Below are 15965 nucleotides of genomic sequence, written 5' to 3'. Positions count from 1 at the left end.
ACAAGGGAGACTATTATCCCAATTCCGACAAATAATTTTTATAAAATTGTGAAAAGTCTATTTTTGTTATATAATAGGTTTGTAAATTTTATACATAAGGGGGAGTTTGTGATGAAGGTGGAAGCGCTTCCTGTAATTGAAGGGGTATACAACTTACAGGACTATGATAAAACGTATCAAACCTTTGACTGGTCACAAGTGGAGAAGGAATTTTCATGGCATGAAACAGGTAAATTAAATGCAGCTTATGAAGCAATTGATAAGCACGCAAACTCTACGCGTAAAAATAAAGTTGCGCTTTATTATCGAGATGCGCAGCGCAATGAAAAATATACATTCAAAGAAATGAAAGAATGGTCAAACAAAGCCGCAAACGTGCTAAAACAAGCAGACGTAGAGAAGGGAGATCGCGTGTTTATCTTTATGCCTCGCTCTCCGGAACTTTATTTTGCATTGTTAGGCGCGGTTAAGCTTGGCGCTATTGTTGGGCCTTTATTTGAAGCGTTCATGGAAGGTGCAGTAAAAGATCGTTTGCAAGACAGTGATGCAAAAGTGTTAATTACGACGCCTGAATTGCTGAGCCGCGTTCCGGTGAAAGATTTGCCAGCTTTAAAACACATTCTCCTGGTAGGGGAAAATGTAGCAGAAGAAGGCATTCAACTAGATTTTCTGAAGCGATTAGAAGCGGCGAATAAAGAGGTGGAGATTGAATGGGTAGATAGAACAGATGGTATGCTGCTTCATTATACATCAGGTTCAACTGGAAAACCAAAAGGGGTGCTTCACGTTCATAATGCAATGCTTCAGCATTATCAAACTGCTAAGTGGGTGCTCGACTTAAAAGATGACGATGTGTATTGGTGTACAGCAGATCCCGGTTGGGTAACGGGGACTTCCTATGGGATTTTTGGTCCTTGGCTTGCTGGAGCAACCAATGTGATTGTGGGAGGACGATTCAGCCCAGATGCATGGTATCAAGCGCTTGAAGATTTTGGCGTAACGGTTTGGTACAGTGCACCTACAGCATTTCGTATGCTAATGGGTGCTGGTGATGACTTAGTTAAACGCTATGATTTAAGCAATCTCAGACATGTATTAAGTGTGGGAGAACCGTTAAATCCTGAAGTGGTACGCTGGGGAATGAAGGTGTTCCAAAAACGTATTCATGATACGTGGTGGATGACTGAAACTGGGGGTCAAACGATTTGTAATTATCCGTCTATGAAAATTAAGCCAGGATCTATGGGAAAACCAATTCCAGGTGTACAAGCAGCAATCGTTGACGATCAAGGACAAGAGCTTCCACCTTATCGAATGGGTAATTTAGCAATTAAAAAAGGCTGGCCATCTATGATGCATACGATTTGGAACAACAAAGAAAAGTATGAATCATATTTTATGCCAGGTGATTGGTACGTATCAGGTGATTCGGCGTATATGGATGAAGACGGTTATTTTTGGTTCCAAGGCCGAATCGATGATGTTATTATGACGGCAGGAGAACGCGTGGGTCCATTTGAAGTAGAAAGTAAACTCGTTGAACACCCTGCTGTAGCAGAAGCGGGTGTCATTGGTAAGCCTGATCCTGTGCGCGGGGAAATTATTAAAGCATTTATCGCACTTAGAGATGGATATGAATCTTCAGATGAACTGATTGAAGATATTCGTCAATTTGTGAAAAAAGGGTTAGCTGCTCATGCAGCCCCGCGTGAAATCGAGTTTAAAGATAAGCTACCTAAAACACGAAGTGGTAAAATTATGCGTCGCGTTTTAAAAGCGTGGGAATTAGATTTGCCAACGGGCGATTTGTCAACGATGGAAGACTAAGGAGTAAATGTTTCAATCTTTGTAGGGAAAATAAGTGGTTTTTATAAAGTTCAAACAGCCAGCTGTTTGAACTTTTTTTTGGACTTGAATTTTAAAATGAAATCATTCATAATTGTGGGGTGTAAACTTTTAAATAAAATAAACTGCAGTGATAGGAAGAAGTAATACTTGTCTCCCTGTTTAAGAGAGCTGATGGTTGCTGAAAATCAGTACATAGACAAATATGAAATACGTCCTTGAGCATCTTTTGTGAACTTACAGTAGCAAAAGACGGGTAGACCGTTACATCATTTAAGTGGGAAATAATTTATTTCCAAATAGGGTGGTACCGCGATATTTTCGTCCCTTCTTTTTTAAGAAGGGGCGTTTTTTATGTTGTTCAACAAATTGTAACGAGCAATTAGATAAAGGAGAGAATATATAACATGGATATTTTACAAGATCTTGAGTTTCGAGGGCTCATTAACCAACAAACGGATGAAAAAGGTTTAAGTGAACTTTTGAGTAAAGAGTCTGTTCGTTTATACTGCGGATTCGATCCGACAGCCGACAGCCTTCACATCGGCCACATGCTTCCTGTTTTAATTTTACGTCGCTTTCAACAAGCTGGACACCAACCAATTGCATTAGTTGGTGGAGGTACGGGTCTTATTGGAGATCCAAGCGGTAAAAAAGCAGAGCGTACGTTAAATGAAAAAGAAACGGTTGCCATGTTTAGTGAGCGTATTAAAGGTCAGCTTTCACGCTTCTTAGATTTCGAAGAAGGTGAAAATGCAGCAGTTATTGCAAATAACTATGACTGGATTGGATCATTAGATGTTATTACATTCCTACGAGATATCGGTAAAAACTTTGGTATTAACTATATGATGGCAAAGGATTCTGTTCAATCTCGTATCGAATCAGGCATTTCATTTACGGAATTTAGCTACATGATTTTACAGTCATACGATTTCTTGAATTTATACCAAACATATAACTGTAAGCTTCAAATTGGCGGCAGCGACCAATGGGGAAATATTACGGCTGGCTTAGAATTAATTCGTAAATCAGAAGAAGATGCAAAAGCATTTGGATTAACAGTTCCGCTTGTAACAAAAGCGGACGGGACGAAGTTCGGTAAAACAGAGGGCGGAGCAATTTGGCTAGACCCTGAAAAAACAAGTCCGTATGAATTCTACCAATTCTGGATTAATACAGATGATCGTGATGTTATAAAATATTTAAAATACTTTACATTCTTATCACACGAAGAAATTAATGAATTAGCAGCTTCTGCAAAAGAAGCTCCTGAAAAACGTGAAGCACAAAAAGCACTAGGGGCAGCGATGACTACGCTTGTACATGGTGAAGAAGCTCTTGAGCAAGCAATTCGTATTTCGCAAGCTTTATTTAGCGGAAGCATTTCAGAGTTAACAGCAGAAGAAATTAAGCAAGGATTCAAGGATGTTCCTTCTTATACGCATACAGGTGAAGATATTGGTTTAATTGATTTACTTGTAGAAAGTAAAATTTCTCCTTCTAAACGTCAAGCACGTGAAGATATTTCAAACGGTGCGATTTACTTAAACGGTGAGCGCGAGCAAGATTTACAAAAAACAGTAGGTGCAGAAGACCGTATTGAAGGTCAATTCACAGTGATTCGTCGAGGCAAGAAAAAATATACGCTTATTCAATACGCATAAAAAAAAGGCCGAAAGGCCTTTTTTTTATATATAGACAGTAAAAAAGCCGCTCCATAAGGAGCGGCTTTTTACTATTAACGAGAGTAGAACTCTACGATTAGTGCTTCGTTGATTTCAGCAGATAATTCAGAACGCTCTGGTAAGCGAGTGAATGTACCTTCTAATTTCTCAGCGTCTACTGTTAAGTAGTCTGGTACGAAGTTGTTAACTTCAAGCGCTTCTTTCACGATTGAAAGGTTGCGAGATTTTTCGCGAACACCGATCACTTGACCAGGTTGTACACGGTAAGATGGGATGTCAACGCGTTTACCATCAACTAAAACGTGACCGTGGTTAACTAATTGACGAGCTTGACGACGAGTGCGTGCAAGACCCATACGGTATACTAAGTTATCAAGACGAGCTTCTAAAAGAATCATGAAGTTCTCACCGTGCTTACCAGTTAATTTACCAGCAGCAACGAATAAGTTACGGAATTGACGCTCAGTTACACCATACATGTGGCGTAATTTTTGCTTTTCTTGTAATTGTAAACCGTACTCAGAAATTTTCTTACGTTGACCTGGGCCGTGTGGACCTGGAGCGTAAGGGCGTTTTTCTAATTCTTTACCTGTACCACTTAGAGAAAGACCTAAGCGACGAGAGATTTTCCAACTTGGACCTGTATAACGAGCCATGATGACTCCTCCTTGTTTGTGTTTTTATTTTATGCAAAACAAAAACAGACACATTCTAGCGATATGCTCATTTTGTTTTCATGTACCATCGCTCTAGCAGCAGAGAGTTACACGATACACCATCTTGTTAAAAGGATTGCTACTTCTGTAAAACAATCTTTTAATGAGGAACAAAATGAAAAAACATAAAGAAGATTGTATAAGCTGCAATATTTCACACAACGAGTATTATAGGTGTTTCCTCGTATAAAGTCAAGGGAGATTGAAGATTAAAAGAATGTAAAAGAAAGGATATATTCTTTTGAAGTATGAAAGGAGAAGAAAGAACATAAGAAAATGGTGGCGATGGGCTAATCAAACGTTTGTTTAATAAGCAAAAACCGCTGATGTACAGCGGTTTTTTTGCTTATTCATATTCAAAGAAAAGAAGTGAGTTCTTTGACGAATTCTTCAAGATACTGTTGATCAATTTCATCAAAACGATTTTTGATTGGACTGTCAATATCAAGAACACCTAAAAGTTTACCGTCTTTTACCATTGGCACAACGATTTCAGATTGAGAAGCAGCATCACATGCAATGTGGCCAGGGAATGCATGAACATCTTCAATTCGCTCTGTTCGTTGATTTTGAGCTGCTGTACCGCATACGCCTTTTCCAAGTGGAATGCGAACACAAGCCGGCAGCCCCTGGAAAGGACCGAGTACTAACTCGCCGTCTTCCATTAAATAAAAACCTACCCAGTTTACTTCATTTAAAAATTGATTTAGTAAAGCTGAAGCATTTGCTAGGTTAGCAATGGTATTGCTTTCTCCTTCTGATAGGGCGCGTAATTGCTTAATTACTAATTCATAATCCTTTTGTTTTGAGCCGCTGTAGTTTTCGACATTAAACAATGTATTCTCCTCCATTCAACATAAGATTTAATGAATTTTTATCAGGAAACGTCAGTTTTAACGCTACTTTGTCGATAAAAGATTACAGGAACTAAAAAGCCTATCACGAATTATGTAGAGAGGCTACTAAAATCCTTTTTAAATACTGTAACGATTTCTACACAATTTTGCAATCATATGTGTTTTGTAAAAATAAATCGAAATGAGGTGTAGATAGATGGCTGTACAGTCAAAAACGAAAGAGAAAATTATTGATGCGGCTGTTTCTCTTTTCAACGTAAAAGGTTTTGATGGTACGTCGGTGCGCGAGATTGCAGGGAAAGCGAAAGTGAACGTAGCGAATATTTCATATTATTTTCATAGCAAAGAAGGATTGCTTGAAAGTTTAGTGATTTCTTATTTTGAAGGTTATATTGGGGTGCTGGAGCAAGCATTCCAAGAAATGAAAAAACTGTCTCCAACAGAAAGTATGATCGTGATGATTCGAGCTATCTTACATTACCAGCACGAAAATAGGCATATTGCCCGACTCGTATATAGAGAAATCTCTCTTGACACGATTTTAATTCGAGAAGTTATGACTACGTATTTAACCAAGGAAAAATACTACTTAAAAACAATCCTTGAAAGAGGGATGAAAGAAAAGGAGTTTCGAAAGCTGCACGTTTCCTTTACAATCATTGAGCTTAAGGGCATGCTGTCTATGCCTTATCTTCATCCTCAGTACCTAAGTGAAGTTCTTCATATATTGCCTCACGAACCTTATTTTGTTCAGCAATATGCGATTGAGCTTGAGCAATGGGTGCACACAACAGTATGTTTGCCATATGAACGGACAAACAAACTGCGCGTTCAATTATCCTAAATGGAGATCTCCATAGCCTTGGCCTAAATCCTTCGCACAGTGGGCGTCTGACCCATATACGAGAGGGATTTTTTTCTGTTGGGCTGCTTTTACGACAAAGGGAGCTGGATACGCTTCCTTGCACAAAGGCTTAAACAACCCTGCACCATTATAATCCAAAGCCAGATCCTTCATTTTTATTTCATCGAGTATTGATAAAATGATAGGGGAAAGTGTGTCTTCATATGGAAAGTGAGTTTGAAATTTATGTACGAGTGTCATATGACCAATGCGCTTAGGTTTATAAACGCCTAAATTGGCCTGTACAGAGCGTAATACCGTGTTGTAATACTTATCATATACTTTGCTTAGGCTGCCAAACTTCTGTACAATATGTGCAAATACGTCAGAGCTAAAATCTAGGCAGTCATATCCTTCTTCATGTTTTAAGAAGTGGACAGAAAGGATGCTGTCATCGAGATAACGACCATACTCGTTTAAAAAATCTGTTGTTTCGTGTTCAAATCCTTCAATAAAGTCAACTTCCAATCCGATATTAATACGAATATCGCGCTCAAATTCTTTTTTAACTTGCTGTACGTTTTGAATGTAGCGATCAAGTTTGTCAGGATCCATTCCGCTGTCGCGATCAGGGGTCGGATCACTGAAGCTTTTTGGTAATGGAGCATGCTCTGTAAACGAAATCTCGTCAAAGTTCAGGGAAATCGCCTGTTCAACATATTGTTGCAATGAATCAGGTGAACCGTGTGGGCAAAATGGAGTATGAATATGTTTGTCAACTTTCATAAAAAATGCCTCCTTTTTTCTTCTTTTTCCATTGTAACGACACAAAGTGACTCCATGCCAATATTTTGTATAAAAAAATTTAATTTTTTGCTCAAAAGTTGGACTTTACATGGTATCATAAAAACATTGACGCAAAAAAATTTAAAGGATTAAATTCACCCTTTTTATAAATAAGAAACTTGTCATGTAGAACGCACTGTAAGGGGGCTTAGTATGGAATTCATTATAGCACTAATCATACTTATTATCGGATTAGTTGTGTACGGAATGTTTTCACGTAAAAAGATTTATCAAGAAATTGATCGCCTGGAAACGATCAAAGTCGAATTAGCAAATACGCCAGTTGCAGAGGAAATTTCAAAAGTAAAAGAATTGAACATGACAGGTCAAACTGAAGAGCTATTTGAACGTTGGCGTGAGCAGTGGGATGAAATTATATCAACTAATCTCCCGAAAATTGATAAAGAACTGTTTGAAACGGAAGAAGCAGCAGATAAATACCGATTTAAAAAAGCGAAGCAGTTGTCTATACATATTGATCAAGCCTTAGAACAAACCAAGATAGATATTGAAAACATACTTACTGAACTTCAAAATTTAATTGGTAGCGAACAAGATAATCGATATGATATTGAGGAATTAAATCAGCTTCACCGCCATGTGAAGAAAAAATTGCTCGCACATCGGTATTCCTATGGAAATGCTGAAAAAACGTTAGAATACGCAATTAATACATCTAAAGAGCAGTTTAAAAAATACGAGGAAGAGACGATTAACGGAAACTATCTTCAAGCACGTGAGATTGTTCTTCAATTAAAAACTGATTTAACAGCTATTGATTCGTATTTAGAACAAATTCCAAAAGTGTTAGTTGAGTGTCAGACCACTCTTCCTGTTCAGTTCAATGAACTGCTTGACGGGTTCCGCGAAATGAGTGAGCAGGGATATGTGTTAGATCATCTGCAAGTAGAAGAAACGATAGAGCTTTTAAAACAAGAAACTGCTGAAATTATTGCAGATATTGAAGAATTATATGTGGAAGAAGCGATTACAAAACTAGATGATGTGAACGAACGCTTAGAGCAGTTATATGACTCACTTGAGCATGAGGTTTTCTCCTATCATAAAATGAACCGTGAATCTCATACGGTATCTAACTTCCTTCGTATGCTTCAAGAACGAAACCGTGAACTTCGTGAAGAAACGCTATTTGTACAGCAAAGCTATCATTTTAAAGAGCGCGATTTAGACGTATATTATAAAATGGACCGCGAACTAAAACGATTGACTAACTTGTACTATAATATTTCGGACAAGGTGGCGGAGCACAATTTAGCCTACAGTGTGATTCAAGAAGAACTCGAAGACGTTTCCAAACAGCTTAACCAATTAAAAGAATCTCAGGAATCCTATAGCGATATGCTACAAGCTCTTCGCAAAGATGAGCTCTCAGCTAAGGACAAAATAGAAGAACTGAAATCTCAGTTGATTGAAGCACGACGCCTTATTCAAAAAAGCAACCTTCCTGGTGTTCCTGAAGAATATAAAGTGCAGCTTGAAAAAACGGTTCATATCTTAAATGAAGTAACCGCTAAGCTGAAAGAAAAACCGCTTAATATTCAAGCTGTTCAATCTTTACTTGAAGATGCTGTTGGTTTTGTTCAGGATACATTTGATGAAACAGAGGCAATGTTAGAAGAAGCGCAACTCGTTGAAAGAGTGATTCAATACGGTAACCGTTATAGAAGTACTCATCACTCGATTGCACAGTCTTTAGAAGAAGCAGAAGAAGCATTTCGTCATTACGAATACAAAGAAGCATTAAAACAGGCATCTGCAGCTATTGAGCAAGTAGATCCTGGTGCGCTGGATCGTATACAGCGTATTGTATCTTCACAGAGTTAAAAGGCTCGTGTCCAAAGGACACGAGCCTTTTCTTTTCTATCTGTTTGATGATAACCTTCTGCAACGCTATATAGCCTACGAACGTGCCAGCAACTGTTGGGAAGGACCAGTTAACACCTTGGTTATAAAGTGGTAAATAGTTTTTGAAAAGATGGTCTATACTTGTTATGATTACTAAGGCAAAGCCTAATTTAAAAAAGTACCAAGGTGTGATATGATAATACGTTGTTCCTAAAAAATGAAGAAGGGGGCGCGCATCCTTGATTTATTTAGATAATAGCGCTACAACAAAACCCTATAATGAAGTCATACAATCTTTTACTAAAGTAGCTACAACTTATTATGGCAACCCATCGTCCCTCCATCAATTTGGCGTACAGGCGGAGAATTTGTTGAGCCGTTCACGTGAGCAAGTAGCAGAATTGCTGCACGTATCGTCAAATGAAATTATCTTTACATCAGGAGGAACGGAAGGGAATAATTTGGCTATTAAAGGCGTAGCGATGCAATATAAAAGCCGAGGTCAGCATATCATTACGACAAATATTGAACATGATTCTGTTCATGAACCATTCAAGCAGTTAGAAGCCCTAGGATTTAACGTTATGTATGTTCCGGTAGATTCCAGTGGATTTGTATCACCTGGGGCTATTGAGTCAGCTATTACGGATGAAACCATTTTAGTGTCTGTTATGCATGTAAATAATGAAATTGGCACCATTCAGCCAATTGAAGAAATTGGACAGATGCTGTCGAACTATTCGAAGGTACTTTTTCATGTGGATCATGTGCAGGGGATTGGAAAAGTTCCCCTTTCTTTAGCGGATCATAAAATTGATTTATGCACATTATCAGGACACAAAATTCACGGCTTAAAAGGGACGGGAATTTTATATAAACGAAATGGAGTTCAGCTTCATCCGTTGCTTAGCGGAGGCTCTCAGGAAATGCAGCATCGATCAGGCACGGAAAATGTCCCGGGAATCGTAGCATTTGCTAAAGCACTTCGTTTAACACTTGAACATGCTGCTCAAAATCAGCAAAAAATGCGGAAAATAAAAGCAGAACTGATGGACAACCTTTCTGCTCACGAAAGAATCACGATTAATACGCCGAATGAGCATTCGGCCCCCCATATTATAAATTTTACAGCACAAGGTATTAAAGGTGAGGTTTTTGTTCACGCTCTTGAAGAAAAAGGAGTGTTTGTATCCACTACATCTGCTTGCTCATCAAAGCGAAAAAAGCCAAGCAAAACGCTTTTAGCTGTCGGTAAAAATTACGAAGAAGCCGATCAGTCCATTCGATTGAGCTTGTCAGGCTTAAATGATTATAATGAAGTAACGCCCATTGTAAATGCTATTTTTACAGTAATTGAAGATCTAAAGAAAGTAATGAGGTAAATGATTATGATATATAACCATATTTTAATTCGGTACGGAGAAATCTCAACTAAAGGACAAAATAGAAAAAAATTTGTTGCCCAGTTAAGAAAAAATATTGTAACGGCTCTTAGTGCATTCCAAAATATTCACGTAAAATACACAAGAGACCGCATGTATATTCACTTAAACGGTGAAAATCACGAGCCTATCATCGAACGTCTTCAGCAAATCTTTGGTATTCAAAGCTTTAGTTTAGCATTAAAAGTTGAAAATGAGCTTGAAGCGATTCAAGAAGCAGCGTTAGAAGCAATGAAAGAATTTGATGCAGAAGGAAAAACATTCAAAGTATCTACTCGAAGAGCGTATAAACAATTTCCTCTTGATACAAACGAATTAAATTATGAAGTAGGAAGTCATATTCTACGGAATACAGAGCATCTAAAGGTAAACGTAAAAGAACCAAGCGTAAATGTACGAGTAGAAGTGAGAAGTGAAGCAACGTATATTACATGTTTTGATTATCGCGGAGCAGGAGGTCTTCCAGTTGGTACGAGTGGAAAAGCGATGCTGATGCTTTCTGGAGGAATCGACAGCCCGGTTGCAGGATACCTAGCCATGAAACGCGGTTTAGAAATAGAAGCGGTTCATTTTTACAGTCCGCCTTTTACAAGTGAACGTTCTAAGCAAAAAGTCATCGATTTAACGCAAAAATTAACGGCTTATCACGAAAAAGTAAAGCTTCACATTGTACCGTTTACAGCTGTACAGCAAGCGATTCAAAAGCAAATTCCAGAGAATTATACTATGACCTCTACACGCCGTATGATGCTTCGAATTACCGACCTTATTCGTGAAAAAAATGAATCGTTAGCTATCGTAACTGGCGACAGCTTAGGGCAAGTAGCTAGTCAAACGGTTGAGAGCATGTATGCGATTAATGAAGTGACTAATACGCCAATTTTGCGTCCTCTTGTAACAATGGATAAAACGGAGATTGTGGAAATCGCCCGCAAAATTGATACACATGAAATTTCGAATCGACCGTATGAAGACTGCTGTACCATTTTTACGCCAAGCTCACCAAAAACGAAGCCAAAGCGTGAAAAAATAAATCGATACGAACAATTTTATGATTTTGAAACATTAATTCAAGAAGCGGTAAATAATGTAGAAACGCTTGAGATGACAGCTTCTTCGGCTATAAATACCGAAGACAGCGTAGAAGATTTGTTTTAAAAGTTAAATTTCATAAAATTACCAAAAAAATAATGTATGATGCCATGTGTTTTGACACAATCTATATTCAACAAGGAGGTGAAAACACATGGCAAACACAAACAAATTAGTAGCTCCTGGTTCAGCAGCTGCTATCGACCAAATGAAATACGAAATCGCTTCTGAATTCGGTGTAAATCTTGGACCAGAAGCAACAGCTCGCGCTAACGGATCTGTTGGTGGAGAAATCACTAAACGCTTAGTTCAAATGGCTGAGCAACAACTTGGTGGTAAATAAGTCATATTAACTAAATAATGATGGCTAAAAAGAGTGGGGGAAACCTCACTCTTTTGTCTTGTTTGTTTTGTCACGTATAATAGAGATAAGGTCAAGCTTTATAAAGTAAAGGAGATGTTGGCGATGGGGACTTTATTTTACGGCGGCAAAATATATACGATGCTAAAAGAAGGTGAGCATGTAGAAAGCGTATATGTTGAAAAAGGATTCATTGAAGATATAGGCGCAGAAGAAGATCTAAGAATCAAATGGGGTGCTGAGATTAACAAAGAAGTACACCTCAAAGGATATCCAATGTATCCGGGCTTTGTAGATAGCCATCTTCACTTAATTGGTCACGGTGAAAAGCTTCTTAGGCTTGATTTGTCTCAAGCTACTTCTAGGAAAGACGTGCTGATGCGCGTTCGGCAAAAAGTAGAGAGTACACCAAAAGGAGAATGGGTAATTGGAGAAGGTTGGGATGAAAATCAGTGGGAAGATTCCTCTTTGATTCAGTATCAAGATCTTGATCAACTTTCAACAGAACATCCTATTATGTTGAAGCGAGTCTGTCGTCACGGATTAGTAGTAAACGGGACTGCTCTTAAAATAGCCGGGATTACAGCTGAAACACGCGACCCGGAAGGAGGTATTATCCAGAGGGATGAAGCGGGAAATCCTACCGGTTTTTTGGCTGATCAAGCGCAAGAATTAGTAACGGCTCATATTCCTCAAGTATCAGAAGCATACATCCGACAAGCTCTTTCAGTAGCCATTAAAGATTGTGTTCAGCACGGATTGACGGGTGGACATACGGAAGATTTAAATTATTATGGAGGCTTTTTGCGTACATATCAAGCATTTCAAGACGTTATTCATAAAGAAAAGCAGCTGTTTCGTGCTCATTTGCTTGTTCATCATGAAGCTGTAGATGATATGTATACATACGTTGAAGAAAAGAAAGACACATCCGCTTTTATTGAAATAGGGCCAATGAAGATTTTTGCTGATGGTTCTCTCGGCAGTCAATCTGCTCTTTTAAGTTTTCCATACAAAAGCGCCCCTTCTACAAGAGGTGTAGCTATTCAATCACTAGATGAATTAAAACAGCTAGTGAGAAAAGCAAGAGAATTGGGCATGACGGTTGCAATTCATGCAATTGGTGATTTAGCGTTTCAATATGTAGTAGAAAGCATCGAACAATATCCTCCTCAAGCAGGGCAAAGAGATCGTATTATTCATGCGCAAATTCTACGAAAAGATTTAGTTGAGCGTGTAAAAAAGCTCCCGGTTGTATTGGATATCCAGCCTCGGTTTTTAGCCAGTGATTTTCCATGGGTTATTGAAAAAATTGGAGAAGAGCATTTGGACTATTGCTATGCTTGGAAAACGTTATTGAACGAGGGCGTAATGTGTGCAGGCGGATCGGATGCGCCTATTGAACCTATCAATCCCATGTTAACGATTCATGCAGCAGTTTCTAGAAAAACTTCTCCAAATAGCTCGGTCGTTTACATACCGTCTGAGCGACTTACAGTATTTGAAGCTGTTCAGCTGTTTACTTTAGGAAGCGCGCAGGCCATTCATCAAGAGCATAAAAAAGGATATGTTCAAAAGGGCTATGTAGCTGATTTTACCGTATTAGAAAGAGATCTGTTTGAGATACATGTAGATGATATCCCAGGGGTACAGGTGCAGATGACTGCTATTAATGGAGAAATTGTATATCAAAAATAAAAAGCGCCCTTGGGCGCTTTTTATTATAGAAATGTACGCTTAACTCGTTGCCAGAAAGAGTTATCTTTCAGTTTAACCGTTTTAATTTGACGGTCGCTTAAACGAATTTGAACTTGATCAACTTGGCGTGCATTTAATGCTTCGTTATCTATTCCAATAATTGGACTGTGGTTGTTGTCATTGGATAGTTTTAAAGTGAGCGTATGCTCAGCGCTTAGGATGAATGAAGATCCTAATGTACGATAGTTATTATTATTTAACGATGCCAATTCGCTGACTTGCATACAAGGAATTAACGGATCAACTACGGCTCCACTTACCGATTTATTATAAGCCGTACTGCCTGTTGGTGTTGAAATAATCATCCCATCCCCACGGAATGTTTCAAAGTGATTTTCATTAATAAAAACATCTAGACTGAGTGTTTTTATAACACCTGATCGAATCGAACATTCATTTAAGCAATAAAAAGAAGTTCCTTGATCAATTTGAGTTTGTAAAACGGGAAATCGACGTACTTCTATATTTTCTGTCGTAATAGCTTCAATCATTTTATCCGTTTCATCGATATGAAAATCGCAATAAAAGCTTAGTTGATCTGAAGTTGTGACACCAGCATATAAGCAGTCATCTCGAAAGCCAGATTGACGGACAGCCTGTAAGAAAGCTCCGTCACCGCCAATACTTACAATGATGTTAGCGCTGTCGAAATGATCTACTACTTGAAAGTCATATTGTTTTGCAAGTTCAATAAGTGGACTTACAAGCGCCTTTGTTTCCTGGTTTTTTGGATGAAAGAAATAAACGTTGCGACGATTTGGCATAGATAGTTCCCCCTTGTTTGTCTGATATGTAAAATATTAGCGATAAAGTAAACTTTTTAAAAAAAGTTTGTTACAATAATTATAGCATTATTGCTTTAAGAATTAAAAGAATAATCTTTTAATTCTGACACCTAAAAAGGAGGATTTTCATGAACAAAAAAAGGTGGATTGCTCTTTTAATTGCGGCCTGCTTATTCATTTTTTCTGCGATTGTTAATATTGGTTTTTCAGTCAAAGAAGAAAAAGATGACGGTCTGGCAGGCATCTTTGGAGGAGACGACAGCGAACTATCAGAAACAGTTATCGAAAAAGGGAATGCAGCTAAGAAAATTGCAGTGCTAGAGGTCAATGGAACGATTCAAGATACAGGAAGCGGTTCCTCTCCGCTTATGTCCCAAAATGGTTATAATCACCAAGCATTTTTAAAGCAGCTAGAGGCTGCAAAAAATGATAAGGCAGTTAAAGGAGTCATTATTAAGGTGAATTCACCGGGCGGCGGCGTCGTTGAAAGTGCTGAAATACATAAAAAAATTGAAGAGCTGAAGAAAGAAACGAAAAAGCCAGTGTATATTTCAATGGGATCAATGGCTGCCTCAGGAGGCTATTACATTTCAACAGCTGCTAATAAAATCTATGCAATCCCGGACACTTTAACAGGTTCACTAGGTGTAATTATGCAAAGCGTTAACTACGGCAAGCTGGCTGATAAACTAGGAGTAGAATCTGTTGTTATCAAAAGCGGAGCTCATAAAGATATTATGTCTCCAACAAGGGAAATGACCGGAGAAGAAAAAGAAATTATGCAAACACTTGTAGACAACTCGTACGATGGTTTCGTCAATGTTATCTCTCAGGGACGTCACTTGTCTAAAGAAAAAGTACGTTCTATCGCAGACGGACGAGTGTACGATGGACGTCAGGCTAAAGAGCTGAAGCTGGTTGATCAACTAGGCTATTTTGAAGATGCGGTAACAGGAATGGAGAAAGATTATAAGTTAAAAGGTGCACAAGTAATTCAATACAATCAAGGATTCGGACTGCCTTCTTGGCTTTCAATGAGCATGCAAAAAGTAATAGGTGGAGATGAACAAGTTACTGCAATGTTAAAAACATTTGCGCAGCCAAGCTCTCCGCGTCTGATGTATTTATATGCAGAATAGAGGTGAGAACATGGAAAATCAGTCTCATTCAACCGAATCAAACGACAATATAAAACATGTGCCAGGGGTAAGTACTCCAATAAGTAGTGAATTCCATTATGCAGGCTTTTGGATGCGCTTTTGGGCATATCTTTTAGATCTAGCTGTGGTAGCTAGCTTGAACTCTCTGCTGATCAAGCCCATTTTCCATTTAGCAGGTATTTCTCGAGGAGATGGATTTTTTTCTCCCTATACGATTGTAACGGTTATTATCTTTTATGGTTATTTTGTTTTAATGACCAAGTATTTTGGACAAACGCTTGGAAAGATGGTGTTTGGGCTTAAAGTAGTATCGCTGAAAGACTCCACTTTAACTTGGCCTGTTGTGCTGTTTCGTGAAGGAGTTGGACGCTATATTTCTAAAACAGTTTTTTTACTTGGCTATTTATTAGTTGCGTTTTTACCTAAGAAGCAAGGAGCCCATGATTACTACGCAGATACAACTGTCATACATGAAGGTACAATCAGCAGATAATAAAAAGAGGCTGGGACAAAAGGGTTTTAGACGAAGTGAAAAACGCACCACTGATCAAGACTTTTGATTCGTGGTGCGTTTTTTTGGTTATGGTAAACGCAGGTTTCATTTGTTTAGATTCTTCTAGCAGTTGAGTGGAGGGCAAGGCGAAGACTCCTGGGGGAAAAGCGGAGCAGGTAAGACCCCACAGGAGCATATGCGACGAGGAGGCT

Annotated in this window: 14 protein-coding genes and 1 other annotated feature; of the genes, 10 read left to right on the top strand and 4 right to left on the bottom strand. The window is 38.5% G+C overall.

The window, feature by feature from the left end; translation table 11 throughout:
* Window positions 1-111: 111 nt before the first annotated feature.
* Together acsA and tyrS are read left to right on the top strand one after the other, a co-directional pair.
* A complete protein-coding gene (acsA, locus tag MMB68_RS05335) occupies window positions 112-1827 on the top strand; it encodes an acetate--CoA ligase (protein ID WP_221784752.1) in 1716 nt (571 codons plus the stop codon).
* Between the two features lie 139 nt (window positions 1828-1966).
* Window positions 1967-2177: a binding site (T-box leader), on the top strand.
* Between the two features lie 75 nt (window positions 2178-2252).
* A complete protein-coding gene (gene tyrS, locus MMB68_RS05330) occupies window positions 2253-3512 on the top strand; it encodes a tyrosine--tRNA ligase (RefSeq protein ID WP_221784691.1) in 1260 nt (419 codons plus the stop codon).
* A gap of 74 nt (window positions 3513-3586) precedes the next feature.
* Here tyrS and rpsD read toward each other — a convergent pair whose 3' ends face one another.
* The gene (rpsD, locus tag MMB68_RS05325) at window positions 3587-4189 is read right to left on the bottom strand and encodes a 30S ribosomal protein S4 (RefSeq protein ID WP_013059485.1); all 603 of its coding nucleotides are present in this window, start codon (window positions 4187-4189) and stop codon (window positions 3587-3589) included.
* Window positions 4190-4605: 416 nt separating this feature from the next.
* Window positions 4606-5085, bottom strand: coding sequence for a GAF domain-containing protein (locus tag MMB68_RS05320; RefSeq protein ID WP_013059483.1), 480 nt, complete (start codon window positions 5083-5085; stop codon window positions 4606-4608).
* 217 nt (window positions 5086-5302) lie between these two features.
* Here MMB68_RS05320 and refZ point away from each other — a divergent pair, with 217 nt between their 5' ends.
* Complete coding sequence (gene refZ, locus MMB68_RS05315; RefSeq protein ID WP_050688629.1) at window positions 5303-5950, top strand: forespore capture DNA-binding protein RefZ; 648 nt, start codon at window positions 5303-5305, stop codon at window positions 5948-5950.
* Here the strand turns inward: refZ and hisJ are convergent.
* Window positions 5942-6736: a histidinol-phosphatase HisJ gene (gene hisJ / locus MMB68_RS05310; RefSeq protein ID WP_221784690.1), complete on the bottom strand. Its 795-nt coding sequence runs from the start codon at window positions 6734-6736 to the stop codon at window positions 5942-5944. The genes refZ and hisJ overlap by 9 nt on opposite strands.
* Window positions 6737-6949: 213 nt before the next feature.
* On the opposite strand from hisJ, the gene ezrA reads away from it, so the two are divergent.
* The 5 genes from ezrA to MMB68_RS05285 all read left to right on the top strand — a co-directional run bounded on the left by ezrA (window position 6950) and on the right by MMB68_RS05285 (window position 13255).
* Window positions 6950-8641: a septation ring formation regulator EzrA gene (ezrA, locus tag MMB68_RS05305; RefSeq protein WP_221784689.1), complete on the top strand. Its 1692-nt coding sequence runs from the start codon at window positions 6950-6952 to the stop codon at window positions 8639-8641.
* Window positions 8642-8901: 260 nt separating this feature from the next.
* Window positions 8902-10044: a cysteine desulfurase family protein gene (locus MMB68_RS05300; protein ID WP_277548335.1), complete on the top strand. Its 1143-nt coding sequence runs from the start codon at window positions 8902-8904 to the stop codon at window positions 10042-10044.
* Window positions 10045-10050: 6 nt separating this feature from the next.
* On the top strand, window positions 10051-11262 hold the full coding sequence (gene thiI, locus MMB68_RS05295) for a tRNA uracil 4-sulfurtransferase ThiI (protein WP_221784687.1): 1212 nt from the start codon (window positions 10051-10053) through the stop codon (window positions 11260-11262).
* Window positions 11263-11350: 88 nt separating this feature from the next.
* Complete coding sequence (locus tag MMB68_RS05290; protein ID WP_013059477.1) at window positions 11351-11539, top strand: alpha/beta-type small acid-soluble spore protein; 189 nt, start codon at window positions 11351-11353, stop codon at window positions 11537-11539.
* Between the two features lie 123 nt (window positions 11540-11662).
* On the top strand, window positions 11663-13255 hold the full coding sequence (locus MMB68_RS05285; RefSeq protein ID WP_221784686.1) for an amidohydrolase: 1593 nt from the start codon (window positions 11663-11665) through the stop codon (window positions 13253-13255).
* 23 nt (window positions 13256-13278) lie between these two features.
* Here the strand turns inward: MMB68_RS05285 and MMB68_RS05280 are convergent, their stop codons facing one another.
* Complete coding sequence (locus tag MMB68_RS05280; RefSeq protein ID WP_013059475.1) at window positions 13279-14079, bottom strand: NAD kinase; 801 nt, start codon at window positions 14077-14079, stop codon at window positions 13279-13281.
* Between the two features lie 149 nt (window positions 14080-14228).
* On the opposite strand from MMB68_RS05280, the gene sppA reads away from it, so the two are divergent.
* On the top strand, window positions 14229-15239 hold the full coding sequence (gene sppA / locus MMB68_RS05275) for a signal peptide peptidase SppA (RefSeq protein WP_221784685.1): 1011 nt from the start codon (window positions 14229-14231) through the stop codon (window positions 15237-15239).
* Between the two features lie 10 nt (window positions 15240-15249).
* Window positions 15250-15753: an RDD family protein gene (locus tag MMB68_RS05270; protein ID WP_221784684.1), complete on the top strand. Its 504-nt coding sequence runs from the start codon at window positions 15250-15252 to the stop codon at window positions 15751-15753.
* Window positions 15754-15965: the final 212 nt, after the last annotated feature.

It is taken from the genome of Priestia sp. Y58 (assembly GCF_029522095.1).
In the GTDB taxonomy this organism is placed as follows: domain Bacteria; phylum Bacillota; class Bacilli; order Bacillales; family Bacillaceae_H; genus Priestia; species Priestia megaterium_E.
This window is presented reverse-complemented; position numbering and strand designations above follow the sequence as displayed.

Bases quoted from the DNA above. Each gene is read 5' to 3' on its own strand.
- acsA (WP_221784752.1), top strand. From the start codon at position 112: ATGAAGGTGGAAGCGCTTCCTGTAATTGAAGGGGTATACAACTTACAG.
- tyrS (WP_221784691.1), top strand. From the start codon at position 2,253: ATGGATATTTTACAAGATCTTGAGTTTCGAGGGCTCATTAACCAACAA.
- rpsD (WP_013059485.1), bottom strand. From the start codon at position 4,189: ATGGCTCGTTATACAGGTCCAAGTTGGAAAATCTCTCGTCGCTTAGGT.
- refZ (WP_050688629.1), top strand. From the start codon at position 5,303: ATGGCTGTACAGTCAAAAACGAAAGAGAAAATTATTGATGCGGCTGTT.
- hisJ (WP_221784690.1), bottom strand. From the start codon at position 6,736: ATGAAAGTTGACAAACATATTCATACTCCATTTTGCCCACACGGTTCA.
- ezrA (WP_221784689.1), top strand. From the start codon at position 6,950: ATGGAATTCATTATAGCACTAATCATACTTATTATCGGATTAGTTGTG.
- thiI (WP_221784687.1), top strand. From the start codon at position 10,051: ATGATATATAACCATATTTTAATTCGGTACGGAGAAATCTCAACTAAA.
- MMB68_RS05290 (WP_013059477.1), top strand. From the start codon at position 11,351: ATGGCAAACACAAACAAATTAGTAGCTCCTGGTTCAGCAGCTGCTATC.
- MMB68_RS05285 (WP_221784686.1), top strand. From the start codon at position 11,663: ATGGGGACTTTATTTTACGGCGGCAAAATATATACGATGCTAAAAGAA.
- MMB68_RS05280 (WP_013059475.1), bottom strand. From the start codon at position 14,079: ATGCCAAATCGTCGCAACGTTTATTTCTTTCATCCAAAAAACCAGGAA.
- sppA (WP_221784685.1), top strand. From the start codon at position 14,229: ATGAACAAAAAAAGGTGGATTGCTCTTTTAATTGCGGCCTGCTTATTC.
- MMB68_RS05270 (WP_221784684.1), top strand. From the start codon at position 15,250: ATGGAAAATCAGTCTCATTCAACCGAATCAAACGACAATATAAAACAT.